The organism is Hallella absiana (assembly GCF_025457485.1).
GTDB classification, from domain to species: domain Bacteria; phylum Bacteroidota; class Bacteroidia; order Bacteroidales; family Bacteroidaceae; genus Prevotella; species Prevotella absiana.
The window spans coordinates 91,023-108,692 of sequence record NZ_JAMXSP010000004.1; the positions used below are offsets into that span (position 1 = coordinate 91,023).

17 protein-coding genes are annotated in these 17,670 nt (G+C 50.8%); 5 read left to right on the forward strand and 12 right to left on the reverse strand.

Features of this window, described 5'->3' with window-relative positions:
* Window positions 1–96: 96 nt before the first annotated feature.
* On the reverse strand, window positions 97–1,455 hold the full coding sequence (locus NG346_RS03140) for a sodium-dependent transporter (protein ID WP_262280261.1): 1,359 nt from the start codon (window positions 1,453–1,455) through the stop codon (window positions 97–99).
* An 84-nt stretch (window positions 1,456–1,539) separates the two neighbouring features.
* Between NG346_RS03140 and NG346_RS03145 the strand changes: the two genes are divergently transcribed.
* Window positions 1,540–1,971 carry a VanZ family protein gene (locus tag NG346_RS03145; RefSeq protein ID WP_262280260.1) on the forward strand — a complete coding sequence of 144 codons (432 nt, stop codon included), beginning with the start codon at window positions 1,540–1,542 and terminating at the stop codon, window positions 1,969–1,971.
* Here NG346_RS03145 and NG346_RS03150 read toward each other — a convergent pair.
* The 4 genes from NG346_RS03150 to NG346_RS03165 all read right to left on the reverse strand — a co-directional run bounded on the left by NG346_RS03150 (window position 1,883) and on the right by NG346_RS03165 (window position 5,752).
* Complete coding sequence (locus tag NG346_RS03150; RefSeq protein ID WP_262280259.1) at window positions 1,883–2,383, reverse strand: CYTH domain-containing protein; 501 nt, start codon at window positions 2,381–2,383, stop codon at window positions 1,883–1,885. The two genes, NG346_RS03145 and NG346_RS03150, sit on opposite strands and share 89 nt — an antisense overlap.
* Window positions 2,384–2,437: 54 nt before the next feature.
* Entirely contained in the window at window positions 2,438–2,629 is a 192-nt protein-coding gene (locus tag NG346_RS03155) for a hypothetical protein (protein ID WP_262280258.1), read from the reverse strand.
* A 55-nt stretch (window positions 2,630–2,684) separates the two neighbouring features.
* Window positions 2,685–3,812 carry a peptide chain release factor 2 gene (prfB, locus tag NG346_RS03160; protein ID WP_154533689.1) on the reverse strand — a complete coding sequence of 376 codons (1,128 nt, stop codon included), beginning with the start codon at window positions 3,810–3,812 and terminating at the stop codon, window positions 2,685–2,687.
* Between the two features lie 131 nt (window positions 3,813–3,943).
* Window positions 3,944–5,752 carry an AMP-dependent synthetase/ligase gene (locus tag NG346_RS03165; RefSeq protein WP_262288300.1) on the reverse strand — a complete coding sequence of 603 codons (1,809 nt, stop codon included), beginning with the start codon at window positions 5,750–5,752 and terminating at the stop codon, window positions 3,944–3,946.
* Between the two features lie 110 nt (window positions 5,753–5,862).
* Here NG346_RS03165 and NG346_RS03170 point away from each other — a divergent pair, with 110 nt between their 5' ends.
* Entirely contained in the window at window positions 5,863–6,948 is a 1,086-nt protein-coding gene (locus NG346_RS03170) for a M20 family metallo-hydrolase (RefSeq protein WP_262288301.1), read from the forward strand.
* A 51-nt stretch (window positions 6,949–6,999) separates the two neighbouring features.
* On the opposite strand, the gene NG346_RS03175 is transcribed toward NG346_RS03170, so the two are convergent.
* The 6 genes from NG346_RS03175 to dut all read right to left on the reverse strand — a co-directional run bounded on the left by NG346_RS03175 (window position 7,000) and on the right by dut (window position 13,576).
* On the reverse strand, window positions 7,000–7,287 hold the full coding sequence (locus NG346_RS03175) for a helix-turn-helix domain-containing protein (RefSeq protein WP_262280255.1): 288 nt from the start codon (window positions 7,285–7,287) through the stop codon (window positions 7,000–7,002).
* A complete protein-coding gene (locus NG346_RS03180; RefSeq protein ID WP_262280254.1) occupies window positions 7,274–7,762 on the reverse strand; it encodes a hypothetical protein in 489 nt (162 codons plus the stop codon). The genes NG346_RS03175 and NG346_RS03180 overlap by 14 nt, the downstream gene beginning before the upstream one ends.
* 853 nt (window positions 7,763–8,615) lie before the next feature.
* Window positions 8,616–10,418 (reverse strand): murein hydrolase activator EnvC family protein, encoded by a 1,803-nt coding sequence (locus NG346_RS03185; protein WP_262288302.1) that lies wholly within the window; start codon window positions 10,416–10,418, stop codon window positions 8,616–8,618.
* The gene (locus NG346_RS03190) at window positions 10,419–11,318 is read right to left on the reverse strand and encodes a DUF4292 domain-containing protein (protein WP_262288303.1); all 900 of its coding nucleotides are present in this window, start codon (window positions 11,316–11,318) and stop codon (window positions 10,419–10,421) included. It abuts the gene before it with no gap.
* A 4-nt stretch (window positions 11,319–11,322) separates the two neighbouring features.
* Window positions 11,323–13,128 carry a tetratricopeptide repeat protein gene (locus tag NG346_RS03195; RefSeq protein WP_262288304.1) on the reverse strand — a complete coding sequence of 602 codons (1,806 nt, stop codon included), beginning with the start codon at window positions 13,126–13,128 and terminating at the stop codon, window positions 11,323–11,325.
* A 10-nt stretch (window positions 13,129–13,138) separates the two neighbouring features.
* Window positions 13,139–13,576, reverse strand: a complete 438-nt coding sequence (dut, locus tag NG346_RS03200) for a dUTP diphosphatase (protein WP_262280250.1) — start codon at window positions 13,574–13,576, stop codon at window positions 13,139–13,141.
* 123 nt (window positions 13,577–13,699) lie between these two features.
* On the opposite strand from dut, the gene dgt reads away from it, so the two are divergent.
* The 3 genes from dgt (at window position 13,700) to NG346_RS03215 (ending at window position 16,602) form a co-directional block, all read left to right on the forward strand.
* Window positions 13,700–15,037 carry a dGTP triphosphohydrolase gene (gene dgt / locus NG346_RS03205; protein WP_262280249.1) on the forward strand — a complete coding sequence of 446 codons (1,338 nt, stop codon included), beginning with the start codon at window positions 13,700–13,702 and terminating at the stop codon, window positions 15,035–15,037.
* Between the two features lie 186 nt (window positions 15,038–15,223).
* A complete protein-coding gene (locus NG346_RS03210) occupies window positions 15,224–15,598 on the forward strand; it encodes a toxin (RefSeq protein ID WP_262280248.1) in 375 nt (124 codons plus the stop codon).
* The gene (locus NG346_RS03215; protein ID WP_262280247.1) at window positions 15,595–16,602 is read left to right on the forward strand and encodes a type II toxin-antitoxin system antitoxin SocA domain-containing protein; all 1,008 of its coding nucleotides are present in this window, start codon (window positions 15,595–15,597) and stop codon (window positions 16,600–16,602) included. Before NG346_RS03210 ends, NG346_RS03215 begins: the two co-directional genes overlap by 4 nt.
* Window positions 16,603–16,695: 93 nt before the next feature.
* On the opposite strand, the gene NG346_RS03220 is transcribed toward NG346_RS03215, so the two are convergent.
* The gene (locus NG346_RS03220) at window positions 16,696–17,667 is read right to left on the reverse strand and encodes a GNAT family N-acetyltransferase (RefSeq protein ID WP_262280246.1); all 972 of its coding nucleotides are present in this window, start codon (window positions 17,665–17,667) and stop codon (window positions 16,696–16,698) included.
* Between the last annotated feature and the right edge of the window lie 3 nt (window positions 17,668–17,670).

Genomic DNA, 17,670 nt, shown 5'->3' on the forward strand with positions numbered 1-17,670 from the left:
GGGTTGCTCATTCCCTCTCTCCTCACTCTTGAAGCATGCTACGCACCTCTCCTTGGGAAAGAGGACAGGGGCAAGGCCATCGGAGAGCGAGCCCTTCTATATCACATTGAACTGGTGCAGGAAAATGCCCAAGATAGCCAGCGGACAGACGAAACGTACCAAGAAAAGGAAGACACCGAAGAAGCGGCCCCGCAACGTGCCCCAGTTGGTAAACTCATCCTTGACAACCGTCTTGGGAATAAACCATCCCAGGAAGATGCAGGTCAGGAAGCCACCGACCGGCAGGAAGATCTGTCCCGTGACGAAATCAAACACATCAAACAGGGTCTTGTCGCCCACATACAGCCAGTTGACAGCTCCCAAAGACAAAGAACAGAAAGCACCGATGATGGTGGTGGCGACTGTCACAATCGTTGCTCCCGTCTTGCGCGACAGGTGCAGCTCTTCACTGAAAAACGACGTGCTCACTTCGTGCAAAGAGATCAGAGAGGTCAACGCTGCCAGACTGAGCAGAGAATAGAACATCAGTGACACGATCCAACCGATGACGGGCATACCCGAAAAAGCCTCATTGAAGACATTTGGCAAGGTGATGAACACCAGCGAAGGACCACTGCCTGGGTTTACGCCCACCGAGAACGCGGCAGGAAAGATCACCAGTCCGGCAAGGATAGCCACGAAGGTATCGACCAATGCCACCTGAATGGCAGAGTTGGCGAGATTGGTCTGTCGGGTGTAATAGGAGGCATAGGTGCAGATACAGCCCATGGCGATACTCAGCGAATAGAAGCTTTGTCCCAGCGCATTGAGGAAAGTCTGATGCGTCACCTTAGAGAAGTCGGGCTTCAGCAGGAAGCTGATGCCTTTCTCTGCGCCGGGGAGCAGACAAGCGGCCACCACGATGACAAGCAACAAAACGAAGAGTGTGGGCATCAACAGCTTCGAAGCTTTCTCTATTCCTCCGCGGATGCCGTGGATAATCACGAAGTGGGTGACCCACAGGATGACGACCGTCCAGAAGATCGGCCGCACAGGGCTTGCGGCAAACGTGTCGAAATAGGTTTTCACCGCCGTGGGATCACCATGCAGTTCACCCATGACCGACGCATAGATATATTGCAGGCACCATCCCGAGACGACAGCATAGTAGCCCGTGATCAGGAATCCCGTGAGCACACCCAGCAGTCCCACATACTTCCACGCCTTTCCTCCGGACATCTTGGAATAGGCGCGAAAGGTGTTTGACGCACCGTGGCGACCGATGATAAATTCCGATATCATACACGGAATGCCCAACAGCAACACACATCCTATATATATAAGGATAAAGGCAGCACCACCGTTCTGCCCTGTCATATAGGGGAAACGCCATACATTTCCCAAGCCTACGGCACCACCGGCCGTGGCCAATATCATGCCTAACTTACTTCCGAAGCTTGCTCTTTCTTCTGCCATAACATACAATTCATTTCTATTTGAATGCAAAATTATAAAATAATATTGTAATTTTGCAGAAAAGAGCAATAAAAGATAACAGATATGTACAACATCCTAAAGTCGTACCCCTTGTCAGTGCTCAGTGTTGTGGTAATATGGGTGCTCTGTTTGATTCCTATTCCTGAGACGCCCTTAAGCGACATCCGCATGATCGACAAATGGACACACTTCGTCTTCTACGGTGGTCTGTGCACCGTCGTATGGGCAGAATACGGCCGTCAGCATGCCCGTCCGCTCAACAGACGAGCATGGATCTACACGCTTTTGCTACCCGTGATCATGGGCGGCTTGATAGAAATCGTTCAAGCCACATGCACAGGCGGCAACCGTAGCGGCGACATCATGGACTGGGCTGCCGACAACATCGGCGTGGTGCTTGGCCAGCTTATCGGTATTCCTCTGGCACTAACTCTTTCCAAGTGGAGAAGGGGTGGGCAAGCATGTGGGAATTGTAGAAGTGAGGATCCCCAGTGACCTCCGGTCCGATGAAGTCAGGCTTCACAAAGTCTTCCGTCTCACTGCCGAGTTCCACCTCTGCCATTACGAGTCCGTCGTTGTCACCATGAAACTCATCCACCTCGAAGGTATGGCTTCCGCTCTTGACCAGATAGCGATGCTTGTCGATAACGCCGCCCTGACAGAGTTGCATCAGATGGGCCGCCTCGTCGAGCGTAATCTCTTTTTCAAACTCATAGCGTGTCATCCCACCGTCACGGCTCTTGCCCTTGATGGTGAGGTAAGCTTTGTCGTCACGCACACGGACACGCACCGTGGCCCCCTCAGCAGGGATATATCCTTGCTGGATATGGGAAGAAGAAAAGGCGGCACGCTTGTACGCATCGCCTTTCTTCACGAGGAATTTTCGTTCTATCTCCAGTCCACTCATCGCACAAAATGATTTTATTGGGTTTACATCCTTCCGCAGGCCGCGCCCCACAGCTTACTGCACGATGAAGAAGGACCAGATGATGTAGATGACAGCGAGCACAATCAGCGCGCCAAAGATGATCTTCACGATCTTGTCGCCCTGATCTTTCTGCTTGCTCTCGTGATTCACTCTTTTCACCTGCGGCGCCACATTGTTCACAGCCTCAGCCGGAATGTGGCTGTTGTTTTTCCTCTTGTTACTCATAATTTTTATTTTTTAGGTAAGGTAAGTATTGACATGAGTTCACAGCCCACCATGCTTACAGGTGAGCCTGCTCCTCTTCAGGGAACTCCATCAGGTAGGCTTTGATGAAACCGTCGATCTTTCCGTCCATCACACCGTCTACGTCAGAGGTCTGATAGCCTGTACGGTGATCCTTCACACGGCGGTCATCAAAGACATAACTTCTGATCTGACTTCCCCACTCTATCTTTTTCTTTCCTGCTTCGATCTTGGCCTGAGCCTCCATGCGTTTCTTCATGGCCCGGTCATAGAGCTGACTTTTCAACAGCAACATGGCCTTGGCACGGTTCTTTGGCTGGTCGCGCGTCTCTGTGTTTTCGATGAGGATCTCCTCTTTCTCGCCCGTGTCGGGGTCTTCATACTGGTAGCGCAGGCGCACGCCCGACTCCACCTTGTTGACATTCTGACCGCCGGCACCACTGGAGCGGAACGTATCCCAGCTCACACGTGCCGGATCTACATACACCTCGATGGTGTCGTCAACGAGCGGCGTGACGAAGACGCTGGCAAAACTCGTCATGCGCTTACCCTGAGCGTTGTAGGGCGAGACACGCACCAGGCGGTGTACGCCATTCTCGCTCTTAAGGAAGCCATAGGCATACTCGCCGCCCTCGATGGTCATCGTCACGCTCTTGATGCCGACCTCCTCGCCTTCCTGCATATTGGTGATCGTCACCTTATAGCCGTGAGCATCGCACCAGCGCATATACATACGCATGAGCATCGAGGCCCAGTCCTGGCTCTCGGTACCGCCGGCACCGGAGTTGATCTTCATCACAGCGTCCATCGAGTCCTCTTCCTGGCGCAGCATGTTGCGCAACTCCAGATCTTCGATGGACTTGATGACCTTGGCATAGTCGTCATCGACTTCCTGTTCGGTCACCATCTCCTCCTTGTAGAAGTCGAAGGCGAGCTGTAGCTCATCGGCCTGTTGCTTGACAGTCTTATAGCCGTCGAGCCATTTCTGTATGCCCTTGACTTTCTTCATCTGTGCCTCGGCACGTTTCGGGTCATCCCAGAAATCGGGAGCCTGCGTGCGAAGCTGCTCTTCTTCAAACTCTACTTTCTTTTGGTCGATATTGAGATAATGATGGAGTTTCTCTGTGCGGTCCATCACATCTTTCAATTGATCTGCTGTGATCATTGTACTTAATTTACAATCAAAAGCCTCACCCCCAGCCCCTCTCCCAAAGAGAGGGGAGTAAAATGCTGCAAGGGAAGACGTTATTTCCTATATATATGACTTATTGTTGATAACTGAATGCAAACTTACATCTAACATTCATACATTTTGTCGATGACTGCCGCATAGTTCTTGTAGATGACAGGGCGACGCATTTTCAGCGTATTGGTCAATTCGCCCGATTCCATCGAGAAATGGTGAGGCAGGAGCGTGAAGCGCTTGATCTTCTCGTAGTTGGCCAAGCCTTGCTGCAGCGTCTCGATGCGCTCCATCATCATGTCGTGGATTTCCTTGTTTTCACAAAGGTCTTCACGGCGCTCAAACTTGATATTGTGTGCACGTGCGTAGTCCTCCAACAGGCGGAACTCCGGCACGATCAGCGCGGAAACGAACTTTCGCTGGTCGGCGATGACTGCTACCTGATCGATGAACTTATCCACGAGCAGCAGCGACTCGACCATCTGCGGTGCGATATATTTGCCGTTGCTGGTCTTGAAGAGATCCTTGATGCGCTCCTTGAGGAAGAGCTCTCCATCCTTGAGATAGCCAGCGTCACCGGTATGGAAGAAGCCCTGCTCATCGAAAGCCTGTTTGTTGAGCTCGTCACGATGGTAGTATCCCTTGGTAATTGTCGGGCCTTTGAGTAGAATCTCGCTGTTCTCGCCGATTTTCACCTCTACGCCCTGTATGGGCCGTCCCACCGAGCCAATAGTGATCTTCTCACCGATATGGTCGCAAGAAACAGTAGCCAGACTCTCTGTCAGACCGTAGCCCACGATCATGTTGATGCCGATGGAATGGATGAAATTCTCCACTTCGGGCGACACGTACGCGCCTGCTGTCGGGAAGATATTGGGATGTTCCAGTCCCATCACCTTGCGCACGAGGCTGAGCACCGACTTGTCGAGTACCTTATATTCCAAAGCCAGGTGCAAGGGCGGACGCTTGCCGTTGCAGATATAGTCCACATTATATTTCTTACCGACGCTCAGGGCATGATAGAAAAGTTTCTTCTGCCATGCGCTCGAGCGGTCCATCTTGTCCTTGACGGCCTGATAGACCTTTTCCCAAAAACGCGGTACACTCGACATAGACGTAGGATGAGTCTCACGCATGCTTTCCTGAATCTCTTTGGGATAAGTGTTGACGATGAGCTGTGCACCCTCGGTCAAGGCCAGATAAGCCCATCCGCGCTCAAAGATATGGGTGAAGGGCAGGAAATCGATGACGCGGTCGTTCTCCGTGACCGGCACACAGGCGTCGTTGGCTTTCAAGGCTGCCGCATACTGCCCGTAGCTGAGCATCACACCTTTGCTGTCGCCCGTGGTGCCACTGGTGTAGAGGATATTGCAGAGATCATCGTCGTTGGCCTGCTTGTAGAGTGCTTCCACTTCGGTCTGGCGGGGCAGATCCTCGCCAAGCTTCAGGAAATCTTCGAAGTAAAGGGCGTTGGGGTCATGCGAACTGATACGGACACTGTCGTCGTAGATGATGATACGCTCCAGCGAAGGACACAGGGCAAACACGCGGTGTGCCTTGTTGTATTGCTCCTGCTCACCGACGAAGAGAAAACGCACCTGAGCATCGTTGATGATGAACTGTATCTGCTGTTCCGAGCTGGTGGCATAGATAGGGATAGAGCATGCCCGGATGCCGTACGCGCCAAAGTCGGTGTAGAGATACTGCACACAGTTTTGCGAGAACACAGCAATATTTTCCTGGGGCTTGATGCTCAAGTTCAGCATGGCATTGCTCACTTGCTTGACACGCAAAGAGAACTGTTTCCAGGAAACAGTCTTCCATTTCAAGCTTCCAAACGTACGGAACGTCAGGGCACCCCGCGACCCGTACTTCTTTGCCTGTTCATGTATCAGCACAGACAGATGACTTCTATTCTGCATAGTACTACGTATTTTTTGTTGTTGCAAAGATAAAGAATTCTTATTAAAAAGTGAAATGTTTAGGCAGTTTTTATTAATTTTGCCTACATAACCATTTCTATTTCCGCAACATGAGACACCAAGACTATATCAACGACGCCGTGGAGCTGCTCTCCCGCCTCATCGCCACGCCATCGGTCAGCCGCGACGAGAAAGAGGCCGCAGACGTGATGCAACAGCAGATGAGCACCTACGGGCTCGCCACACACCGCGAGGCCAACAACGTCTGGGCGATATGCCCGGACTATGACAGTGCCAAGCCTACAATTCTGCTCAACGCACATATCGACACGGTGAAACCGGCCATTTCGTGGGTTCGCGACCCTTTCAAGCCTACACGCGAGGGCGATCTGCTCTACGGCTTAGGCAGCAATGACTGTGGCGGCGGCTTAGTCACGCTATTGCAGGTGTTTCGCTATATGACGCTGCGCACGCAGCCTTACAACCTCGTCTACTTGGCTTCTGCCGAGGAAGAGGTGTCGGGAAAGGACGGCATCAGCCGTGTCTTGCCGCTGCTGCCCCATATCGACGTGGCCATCGTGGGTGAGCCGACGGGCATGCAACCGGCCATTGCGGAGAAAGGACTGATGGTGCTCGACGTCGTCAGCCACGGCAAGAGTGGTCATGCGGCACGCAACGAGGGCATCAACGCGATCTATGAGACACTCGACGACATGCGATGGATTCGCGATTTTCGGTTCAAGAAGGTGAGTCCTTTCCTCGGTCCCACAAAGATGACGTTGACGGTGGTCCATGCGGGCACGCAGCACAACGTCATCCCCGACGAATGTCGGATGCTCGTCGACGTGCGCACCAACGAATACTACACCAATGAGGAGGTTTACGACATAGTGCGCTCGCATGTCAAGAGTGATGTCCACGCGCATTCGTTCCGCTTGCATTCTTCGCGCATCGACCCGGAACATCCGCTCGTCAAGCGTTGTGTGTCGCTTGGCCTGCAGCCTTTCGGCTCGCCGACGCTCAGTGATCAGGCACTGATGTCCTTCCCCTCGCTGAAGCTCGGCCCCGGCGAGTCGTCGCGCTCCCACAGTGCCGATGAATTCATCAAGATCAGCGAAGTCGACCATGCCTTCACGACCTACCTGCAAGTGCTCGAAGGACTGGAGGAGAGCGTACCGAGATGGGAGGGAAAATAAAGCGGTGTCGTTGGTGACCAAACTCAACCAACAAGCACCGCCCCAACGACATCAAACAGGCATCGTCTCTTCCTTTCCCACGACCTTTAGGATAGGAGAGCCAAGAGCATGCTCGATTGATATGAGCGTATCTATGGTGAAATTGTGAGTTCCACGCATCCATCTACTGATCTCGGCCTCAGATTTGCCAAGCATCGAAGCAAGGTCTTTTTGCTTAAGGCCTTTTGCCAACAGAATCTCATGAATACGATCTACGATCTGAAAGGACAGATCTACTGAACGCCGAGCCTCCATGCAGACATGCTTGCGTCTTTCCTCTATAATACTACTTCGTTTCATTTCTAATAAAATTTAAGTCACCGACAATCTCCTTGTCAACCAATAACACCTTGCCGTCATTTATCCTTGACCGAACAAATCGGCTTGTGTCAATCAGAAGCTTAACATATGGAGCAAGAGTTCTACTGTTTTGCCAAGTATCTGCATCCTTTACCCCACCATTACCAAATATTAGAATCTTGTCTGAGAGCCGTAAACAATACAATCGGACTTTGTTGCCAACATCAATAGGAATGACACCTACACCATCACCATAATGTCCTTCTGGCCGAAAATAGCGTTCAAGAGCACCTCTTTCAGCAATTTTGTCTAACCAAGCAACAATAACGTCTAATTCTTCATCATATTCACAACCTAATGGAAATTTCACAAAGAACCTTTCAAACTCCGTCAATTCTTGTCCTTCCAAGTGAATACTATAGAAGTTAGCTTTATCATGCTCTTCGACAAGTTCTATACGATATCTTTCCTTCATAGACTTTTGGGTTATCTATCCGCAAATATAAGTAAAACAATTGAAAACGCCAAATAATTAACTTATAAATTAAGTTTTATTGTAAACCACCGTGTGAAGATACAAGTAAGAAGCGTCTATCAAAATCCAAATAAGTCACTTTAGATGGACAAAATAATGCTAATAATTGCAGAAATGAACGACACAGCGGCCCTTCATACAAAAGTATCAAATAAGCATCTTTTGATTACGTGTCTGAAAAAACTGGCATTTTATCCGACAAAAACACGTCCGCAAGAAGTTGCAATCTAGGGAAGCAAAAAACGGAGAAAGAAGGATGAAAGTGCAGTTTCACCGATTTTTCATGGTCAAAACGCCGAGATGATGCTAAGAAAACGGTACTTTGATGGAAAATTCTCTAGAGAATTTTCCATCAAACAGCCGTTTTCACATGGTCAAAGTACCTTTTTGATCACTAAAAACGGGCGTTTTGGCGAAGTAAGCAGCTAATTTTGACAAGTAAAAAAGTGGATTATCGAAGCAAAGTCACATAAATCACTAATATACAAGCAATTATGAAAAGCTCTCCATTTTGGGCTTCTTTTCGGCCAACACCCATGTTGCTTCAGAAAATCGCCTGGAAAACGGCCGAAAAATGTCAGTTTACACAACAAAACGAAACAAGGGGGACAAGAATACAAAAATAGGCAGATGTAGCAACGAACGCTCCTTAAAGGATGCTCCATTACCACGTCTGCCTATTCTGTTACTATGTTTGTTTACTATGTCACTCTGTCTTATAACAAGACGTCGCTCTGTCTGTTTACTATGTTACTATGTCTAAAACAAAGCGTTACTTTGTCCGTTTACTCTGTCATCTTCCGAGCCATGCCTCGGGATTGAGCTTTGCTCTCTCCTTGCGCAGCTGGAACTGCAGGATATGATCAGGGCCGACAGTACCGAGGATCTGCCGTGTGCGTACCTTCTGTCCACGGCTGACGCTCACCGATCTGAGGTTGCAGTAGACTGAGATATAGGCACCGTGGCGCACCATCACCACCATGCTGCCGCCATAACCGATGACAGCGCTGACCTCACCATCGTAGACGCAACGTGCCTGCGCGCCGGGGCCGCCCATGATATTGATACCCTTGTTGTCGAGTGTCACGCCTTTCAATCCGTCAACATTGTACTGTCCGAAGTGGCTCACGATGCGATAGTTGCCCGTGATCGGCATTGGCAGTCGTCCGCGGTTGGCTTCGAAGCCATTATTCATCATGCGGTCGACGGTAGAGAACTGCTGCGCCTCCTGGTTCTGCTGTTGCACGTGCTTGATCTCCTGCTGAGCGCGTTGTGCATCGACCCGCTGTTTCAACTCAGCAGCCCGTCGCATAGACTCCGCCTCACGGGCAGCCTGCTCCGCAGCCGCCTTCCGAGCCTCAGCCTCACGCTCCGCTGCCTCGCGTGCTGCCAGCTCCCGTGCCGCGGCCTGCTGAGCCGCACGCTCACTGGCAAGCGCCTTTGCGGCAGCTTCCTGACGGGCCTTGGCCGCGGCCGCCTCACGGGCACGCTGAGCAGCAGCCTCTGCCAAGGCAGCCTGGCGGGCTTGCTCCTTGAGCTGAGCCTCACGCTGGCGTGCCTCAGCAATACGACGAGCGTTCTCGCGGGCAGCGGCCTCCGCAGCCGCCTTTTTCTGTGCCAGCAGAGCGGCACGCTGCTTGGCGGCAGCAGCAGCGGCGGCTTTGCGTTTCGCCTCGGCGGCAGCACGGGCGCGCACCTTCTGCACTTCTATCTCCACAAGCTGGTCGATCTTGGCATTGAGTGCGGCGTCTTTCTTATGCTGTTCAGCGATGATGGTCTGTATCGTCTTCTGCTGTTGCTGCAAGCTCGCCACCACCTGCTGCTGCTCAGCCTTGTTGCCTTCGAGTTTATGCTTCTCCTGCTGTCCCTTATATAATAAGGTGTTTTTCTGTCCTTTGACGTGCTGTAGCTGACGGTGCTTGTCATTGACCTGTCCCTGCTTGGCTCTGACAGCCTCGCCCTGCGCCCTTTGGTACTGAGCATACTCACGTACGAAGCGCAGGCGTCGGTACATCTGATAGAAGTTCTTCGCTGAGAAAATAAACATCAGCCGGTCCTGCACCGAGCGGTGGCGCGCCATATAGCGCATCGATTTGATGTATTTCTGCTGCCGGTCGCGCAATTGCTGCTGCAAGGTCTTCAGCTGCGAGTTGAGGATGCCAATGTTTCCCTCGATATGATGGATGTCTTTTTGTATACCTTCGATATTGTGCTGTCGCTGATCGATTTCGCCATTGATAACCATCAGGTGCTGCAGCCGCTCAGCGACATCAGCCTTGTTTTTCTTCAAAGCGGCTTCCTGCTCCCGTATCTTCTTCTGTATGGCCGCCCGCTGGTTTTGCAGTCCACGGATAGAAGCATTGGTGTAGACCTTGGCATTGCTGGATTTTGTCGCAGACCGAGCGTTTTTTCGTCCATTTCTCCGGCTGTTGCTGCTCTTTGCCTTTGTGTGTGTAGAAGCAGTTGTCGCCGTCTTCCGACGCGACGTCTGCTCTGTGCGGCTGTTTTTCCGCACCGTTGCAGTCTTGCGTCGGTTTTGCGCGTTCAGAGTGAGCACGAGGCTCACGGTAATCATTAAAGTGACTATTCGTCTCATTTACATGCTGAGTATTTTACCAAAAACATCCTTTACGTCCATCTGCTTATAGCGGTCCGACACCGTTGACTGTTCCTCCCAGTCGCTGTCGGTCTTGAACTTTCCCAACTCCAGTCTGACGGTGCACTTCTGCGTTTTCTTCGTTGCCGTCGTGGTGAAAGAGAAAGACTGCGTGGCAGGGAACATCTTATTGCCAAGTGCCTTGAAGTCGGAGTAGAGCCACACCAGTGAAGAATTGCCGTGAGCCGCGCTCTTATAGTTGACGTCAGTCTGCAAGATACGTGCACTGGCCGTGTCGGCTTTCCACGTAAAGGTCATGTTGCCGTTTTGCAGCGTGATGGGTCTGAGAGTGCCCATTTCACCGGTTTTCACCGTATATCTCGACAGATCGCCCTCACCCACCTTCTGTGTTCCCGGGAGGAAGAGCTGATTCCAGAACAGTGCCTGAAGGGAATAGAAGTTCAGACCATTGTCGCGGAGGAAGTCCAACTGGTTGTAGTCGCCTTTGAGATACTCTTTGTGCATCCGGTCGATGACCAGCACGTAGTCGGGCGTAAACTCCAGACGTCCCACCTCACTGCCCAAGAGCGGGATGAAGAGCTGCAAGCGGATCACCTTGTCGCGGCGCATGTGCAAGGACCCGGGCACGGTGATCTCCTTATCACCCATTGTCGCGGTGAAAGTCATAGAGCTGACAATGTTCTGGGCATACACCTTTTGGTCGCTGACGCGCTGCACAAAAGCCAGACTCTGAAGATGGTCGGCTTTAGCAGTTTTGGGAGTTGCCTTGGAGGCAGAGGGCAAGGTCACCGTGTCCTTGACGGCAGCCTTTTGTGCACCACAGGACGTAAACGCCATCAGTCCGGCGAAGAGCGTGAGAAAGATATGAGTTTTCTTCATGATTTTATCTTCTGTTTTTTCGTTTACCGTTTTGTTTTTCTGCCATTCCACCGACAATCTTTTGTCGCAGTACGGCGGCGTTACTACTGCCGGCCTTCACTGCCTGCGTCCAATATTTCAGTGCTTGCTCACGCAGTCCAGCTGCCCAATAGATGTCTCCGGCGTGCTCCAGCAGATCAGCGCGCATGGCAGAGTCAGAGAGATTGGCCAAAGCCTGGTCGATATAAAGTTTGGCTTCGGTATAGCGGTCTTCCATATATAATATCCAGGCATAGGTGTCGAGATAGGTCGAATTTTTCGGCTCGGCCTTGATGGTCTTGGCACTCATCTCCTCGGCCTTTTTGAGATCTTTGCCATCAACGCTCAAGAAGTAAGCATAGTTGTTGAGCGTCATCACCTGGTCGGGCTTCCACTGCAGGCAACTGTCAAACGCGGCGTAAGCTTTGTCGTTCTGTCCTTTGTTGTGATAGATCTCTCCCATGATGGCATAGAAGTCGCTTACGATGTCGGGATTGCTCTTGGAGTTGATCACGGAAGTACCGCGTTGGAAGGCATCCAAGGCACCGTCATCGTCCTTCTGATAGTAGCGCGCGAGCCCCGTGAAGTAATAAAACGCCATCTCATCGGGATTATAGAGCATACCCGGCTCGCTGAGCGCGGCAATCTCCTTCCAGTTTTGCTTTGACCAATTGTTTTGGATGAGCTGGAAACGGGCACTGCCGTTGTCGGGCGCAAGCTTCAAGAGGTAGACGAGCGCGCTGTCGAGCATCGCCGTCGGCATCTTCTTGACCGTGTAGTAAGCCACGCGCATCTCTGCCACGTCAGTGTCGCGGGGCATCGCCTCCTGCATGCGGTCGAGCAGCTTCACCACGCTGAGGGAGTCACCCTTGGCGTCGCACTCCTGCACGGCCTGCTTGAGAAACATGGCGCGCGTCTGTGCCGGTGTGTTCTTGCCCAAGAGTACTTCGGTCATCATCCGGCGGGCAAGAGAATCCTGACCCGTGGCACGGTAATAGTCATACATGGAACTCTGGGCATAGACATTGGTGGGATCGGCTTTCAACACCTGTGTGAGAAGTTTATAAGCCTCGCCGCCGCGTTTGTTCTGCATGAGCCAGTTGCCCAACATCACGGTGAAACTGGGATCATTGGGATGGCTGTCGGCAAGTCCTCTCAGTGTTTTATATGCCATCTTTTTATCTCCCATCATCTCGTAGACACTCATCTTGCCCAGCGTGAAAGAGTCGTTGGGTCCCTCGATCTGTTCGAGTCGTCCGATGGTATTGAGCATCATCGGATAGTTCTGCTGCTGTTTGTAGAGCTGGACGAGGATGTTCAGCACATCGCTGCGGTCGCGGTTGGCGGCAAAGAATCGCTCGTAGGACTGTATAGCCTGGGCGTAGTTGCCGGTGCCGATATAGAACTGGGCGAGCCGCTCTTGATAGGTGTCGTTCTCCGGACTGAGCATTGTGGCCTTTTCGAGACATTTCATCGCCAATGTGTCTTGCTTGAGTTGGGAGAGATACATGGCTTTGAAATACCACGCGTCAGCCGCGTTGGGATTGATGTCAAGACAATGGTTGAGCAAGTCAAAGGCTGCATCATAGTGTCCTGCCTCTTGCTGGCGGATCGCCTCCAGGAAGAAGAAGTCATACCGGCGGCTGTCGTTATAGCTCAACGGCGGCAGGGTGACAGTCGTCCTGACCGTTGCTTTCTTGACTGCGGGCCGCTTGCGGTCCTTGGCGGCAAGCAAGCCCGGCACGAGCAACAGACTGAGCAGACTGAAAAGAAAGATGCGAAGTTGCTTCATGTTATCTTTGTTATTTTACACCGGTATGTCCATATCCTCCCTCGCCACGCTCGGTTTCATCGAGCACTTCCACGCTTTCAAACGCGGCTTTGGCATATTGGGCGATGACCATCTGGGCAATGCGCTCCCCATCTTTCACCACGAAGTCCTCGTTGGAGAAGTTGACGAGCAGCACCATGATCTCGCCGCGATAGTCAGCGTCTACGGTGCCCGGCGTGTTGAGCACGGTGATGCCATGCTTCAAGGCTAAACCGCTGCGTGGACGCACCTGTGCCTCGTAGCCGTCAGGCAAGGCGATGTGAAGGCCCGTAGGCACTAAGCGACGCTCCAAAGGATGCAGCGTGATCGGCGCCTCGATGTTGGCGCGCAAGTCCAGACCGGCGCTCTGAGGGGTAGCGTAGGCTGGTAAGGGCTGATGACCCGTGTTGACTACTTTGATTTTAACCATATTAGATGCAAAATTAAGCAATTATCCCCACATTGCTTTATTTTTTTGATTAAAAAGACGAAAATCGTTGGATAGAAGACAAAGAAAGAGTAACTTTGCGAGAAAACACTCAGCAGCAACGATATGAACTGGCAACAACTGATCTCTAACAAGCGTCTCGGGCAGGAACTGCGCCATCCGCTCAGACACGACGCGCGCTCGGAGTTTAAGCGCGACGGCGACCGCCTGATCTACTCCGCGCCTTTCCGAAGACTACAAAACAAGACGCAGGTGTTCCCGCTTCCGGGAAGTATCTTTGTGCACAACCGTCTCACCCACTCTCTGGAGGTGAGCTCGCTCGGAAAATCCTTAGGCGATGACGTGGCGCGACAACTCATTGAGAAGCATCCTGAACTCAGAGGTACGCTCTTTGAGGAAATCGGCACCATCGTGCAAACGGCCGGACTGGCTCACGACATGGGCAATCCGCCCTTCGGACACTCAGGCGAGAAGGCTATACAGACTTACTTCTCCGAGGGTGAGGGAAGCTATTTGAAGGAGAAGGTAAGCCCCGGTTTCTGGGACGATCTGACACACTTCGAGGGCAACGCCAACGCTTTCCGACTGCTGACTCACCGCTTTGTGGGACGACGACCGGGAGGATACGCGATGACCTACTCCACGCTGGCCTCGATCGTGAAGTATCCTTTTGCCAGCAGCATGGCGGGAGAGCATGGCAAGTTTGGATTTTTCCAAAGCGAGGCAGAGGTGTTTCGCCGGATAGCCACTGAGCTCGGCATGATATGCAACAACGAAAACAGGTCGCAGCTAAGCTACTGCCGCTACCCACTCGTCTACTTGATGGAGGCGGCCGACGACATCTGCTATGAGATCATGGACATTGAGGACTCTCACAAACTGAAGATTCTGACCTTTGCGGAAACCTCTGACCTGCTGCTCGGATTCTTTAACGAGGACGGGCGAAAACACATCCTGCAGCGGCTGAAAGACGAGGATGTGACAGACCGCAACGAGCAGATCGTGTATATGCGCGCCTGCGTGGTGGGACTGTTGGAGCACGAATGCGTGAGGACTTTTGTGGAGCATGAGGAGCAGATACTCAACGGCGAGTTCAAGGGCAGCCTCATCAGCAACATGAGCGAGCCGCTGCGACAGGCCTATCAACGTTGTGTCAAGACGTCCTACGCCAAGATCTATCAGAGCAAACCGGTGCTCGACGTGGAGCTGAGCGGTTACAAGATCATGGAAACACTCATGCAGACGCTTGTCGACGCGGCTGTTCATCCCGAAAAATTCCACAGTCAGCAACTCATCAAGCGCTTCAGCAGCCAGTACGACATCCATAGTGATGACCTCGAAACGCGGCTGATGGCTGTCGTGGACTATATCAGCGGCATGACGGATGTCTACGCCCTCGACGTCTATCAAAAGATCAATGGCATCGCACTGCCGATAGTGTAACGATTGCAGAAGCATTGAATCGTATACTCTATTCATTGCCGAATACATACAATAAAGGCTCTTACATTCATTCATCATAGCCGATACTTATTTTAAAGTTAAAAACAAGTTTAATATAAAACTTTAACGTTACATTTTTGCTTATTCAAGTTATAATGACTATCTTTGCAAAAGAGAAAATGAGCAATGAACAATCATCTTATCAAGAATAAAGAAGAAGTCGATGCTTTTCTCCATCAATTTTTACCCAAAATGGATATATGGGGAATCATCTTTGTAGACAGAAAGAAAAACCAAGAAGCCATGAAAGCTCTCGGCATAACCTACACTGCAAGTAAGGAAATCATCAGGGATATACGTACTATCGATTATGTAGAAACTATCATAGATGCTTTTTCTTATGGTGACATGTGGGTCTTTGGAAAAGACTTTGATGAACAAGAACTATATGTAAAGGTTGCATTAGGTCAGCCAAGCACGAATACGATCTGCATCTCTTTCCATTTGGCCGAAAAGCCCTTACGATATGCATTTAAAGGTAATAAGGAGGACAACGTATGAAAAAGGCATTAGCAAAAGATATTAAAAGCCCGTTCACCGGCGGACGTGTATTTCTTGTGGAAGACGTGGAGACACAAGAGTTCCGAAAAGAACGCTATCAAGTACACGTACGGTACTATGTTTGTGATGACACCGGGGAAGAGTTCAATAATGTTGAGCAAGGCGACATGAGCTGCAATGAGCTTTACAATCAATATCGCGTTAAACATGGAATACCTTTCCCCGATGAAATAAAGGCGATAAGAGAGAAATATGGCCTTTCCTACGCACAAATAACTAAGATTGTAGGCTTCGGTCAAAACCAGTGGAGACAATATGAAAATGGGCAGGTACCATCAGAATCAAACGGCAAAAGCATCATCGCTGCTTCAAACAAATCGGGAATGATTAGCATGCTAATGGCAAGCCGTGAAGAATTCAGCAAAGCAGAATTCTCCAAAATATGGGCTCAAGTCATGGCTGCTCCTGACAAAGAGGAGAAGGATCTACAAACTCTGCTTTTCTATGGAAACGCAAATCGCAGCATTTACAATGGTTTCTCACCTATGGTTCCCAACAAACTTGAAGCCATGGTAAGGATGTTCGTTCACAACGAAAAGAGCGGAGTAGTAAAGGCAAAGCTAAATAAGGAAATGTTTTATGCTGACTTTCTCCATTACCGTCGGCATGGTCGATCCATCAGTGGACTGCAATACAAGGCCATACAACTCGGCCCGGTCCCTGTACATTACGATACAATTTACGACAATGTTGAAGGTCTGCAAAAGGAAATCGTTGAAACCAACAACTTTGAATATACTCTTCTCAAATGCGACAATCCCAATATTAGCGCATTAGATGATGAAGAAAAGAAGACAATCACAGAAGTTTCAAAAATTCTGTCTCCAATGACGAGACAACAAGTTGTGGAATTAAGCCACGCAGAGGACGCATGGAAACTGTATAAGGACAGTCACAACCTGATTCCCTACGTAGAAGCTTTTTCACTAAAAGAATTCGAGTAATGAAATAAAAACAGAAATGCGGTGAGCACAGACAAATAGTCTTGCTCACCGCATTTCGCTATTATGAATGGAGAGAAGCGACAGGCTCCTTCCTTAACTCTTCTTTGGCATCGGCATCTTCAGTGCCTCAGGATGCTCCTTAACAAAGCTGTTGATGTGGCGGATGCGCTTTTCCTCAAAGATCTCGTCGACGGCAATCAAGATACCGCTCTCCTCGACATCACCAAACTCGTAGTTAACGGCTGTGCCAAAGAACTTCATCGTGGGACTCAGATTCATGTAGGCGTTAACCAAAGGTGGAATATTATAACCCAGCTCACGCACTTGATGATTGAGAATACGATAGTCGGCTTTGAAGTCATCTTCGCAGAAGATCTGGCGCAACTCGTCCTCCGGCGTGTCGATTATCACCGGTTTCATCGGCACAACGAGCTTGTCGGCATCACCGAAATGCTTGCGCAGGAAGTAGAGAATCATATCGCGGCCACGACGCACAAACGACGGGTACATCGTCATCTTGCCCAGGAAGTATTTGCATCGCGGGTTGATGACCGTCAGCGCACCCAGTCCATCCCACAGATTATCCAAAGCGAAGATGCTCTTGGTGTTCTTCCTGACATTCTGATATTCCAAAGAGACAAACGAGCGACCGAGCTCCACAGTATATGGAGCATAGTCACGCATGAACTCGTCAGAGAAGTGAAACATGTGGCTCATGGCCAGATTAGGCTGTCCTTCAGCGTTGATCTGCCAGTCCTCGCCAAAGAGATAGCGGTAGCCACCAATGATCTCCTCGGCTTCGGGATTCCATACGATCAACTGCTTGCAGCCGTTTGGCATCGTGTCGAACTCATCGATGTCGACCGACTTGCCCGTACCGCCACCCGACGTGCGGAAGGCGATCTCACGCAGACGCCCTATCTCCTGCATCACGTGCGGTGCTTCCGTGGCACGGATGACATAAATTTCGTTGTGGCTCTTGTTGGTTGTACGCAGACAGCGCTCAGGAGTCAATTCACTTTTCAGCAGTTCCTTGCTGATGGGTTGGATAATCTCTTCTTCCATTTC

Coding starts and splice junctions, on each gene's coding strand:
- NG346_RS03195 (WP_262288304.1), bottom strand. CDS start 13,128: ATGAAGCAACTTCGCATCTTTCTTTTCAGTCTGCTCAGTCTGTTGCTC.
- NG346_RS03175 (WP_262280255.1), bottom strand. CDS start 7,287: ATGAAACGAAGTAGTATTATAGAGGAAAGACGCAAGCATGTCTGCATG.
- NG346_RS03180 (WP_262280254.1), bottom strand. CDS start 7,762: ATGAAGGAAAGATATCGTATAGAACTTGTCGAAGAGCATGATAAAGCT.
- NG346_RS03150 (WP_262280259.1), bottom strand. CDS start 2,383: ATGAGTGGACTGGAGATAGAACGAAAATTCCTCGTGAAGAAAGGCGAT.
- NG346_RS03145 (WP_262280260.1), top strand. CDS start 1,540: ATGTACAACATCCTAAAGTCGTACCCCTTGTCAGTGCTCAGTGTTGTG.
- NG346_RS03220 (WP_262280246.1), bottom strand. CDS start 17,667: ATGGAAGAAGAGATTATCCAACCCATCAGCAAGGAACTGCTGAAAAGT.
- NG346_RS03170 (WP_262288301.1), top strand. CDS start 5,863: ATGAGACACCAAGACTATATCAACGACGCCGTGGAGCTGCTCTCCCGC.
- dgt (WP_262280249.1), top strand. CDS start 13,700: ATGAACTGGCAACAACTGATCTCTAACAAGCGTCTCGGGCAGGAACTG.
- dut (WP_262280250.1), bottom strand. CDS start 13,576: ATGGTTAAAATCAAAGTAGTCAACACGGGTCATCAGCCCTTACCAGCC.
- NG346_RS03140 (WP_262280261.1), bottom strand. CDS start 1,455: ATGGCAGAAGAAAGAGCAAGCTTCGGAAGTAAGTTAGGCATGATATTG.
- prfB (WP_154533689.1), bottom strand. CDS start 3,812: ATGATCACAGCAGATCAATTGAAAGATGTGATGGACCGCACAGAGAAA.
- NG346_RS03215 (WP_262280247.1), top strand. CDS start 15,595: ATGAAAAAGGCATTAGCAAAAGATATTAAAAGCCCGTTCACCGGCGGA.
- NG346_RS03190 (WP_262288303.1), bottom strand. CDS start 11,318: ATGAAGAAAACTCATATCTTTCTCACGCTCTTCGCCGGACTGATGGCG.
- NG346_RS03165 (WP_262288300.1), bottom strand. CDS start 5,752: ATGCAGAATAGAAGTCATCTGTCTGTGCTGATACATGAACAGGCAAAG.
- NG346_RS03155 (WP_262280258.1), bottom strand. CDS start 2,629: ATGAGTAACAAGAGGAAAAACAACAGCCACATTCCGGCTGAGGCTGTG.
- NG346_RS03185 (WP_262288302.1), bottom strand. CDS start 10,418: ATGAGACGAATAGTCACTTTAATGATTACCGTGAGCCTCGTGCTCACT.
- NG346_RS03210 (WP_262280248.1), top strand. CDS start 15,224: ATGAACAATCATCTTATCAAGAATAAAGAAGAAGTCGATGCTTTTCTC.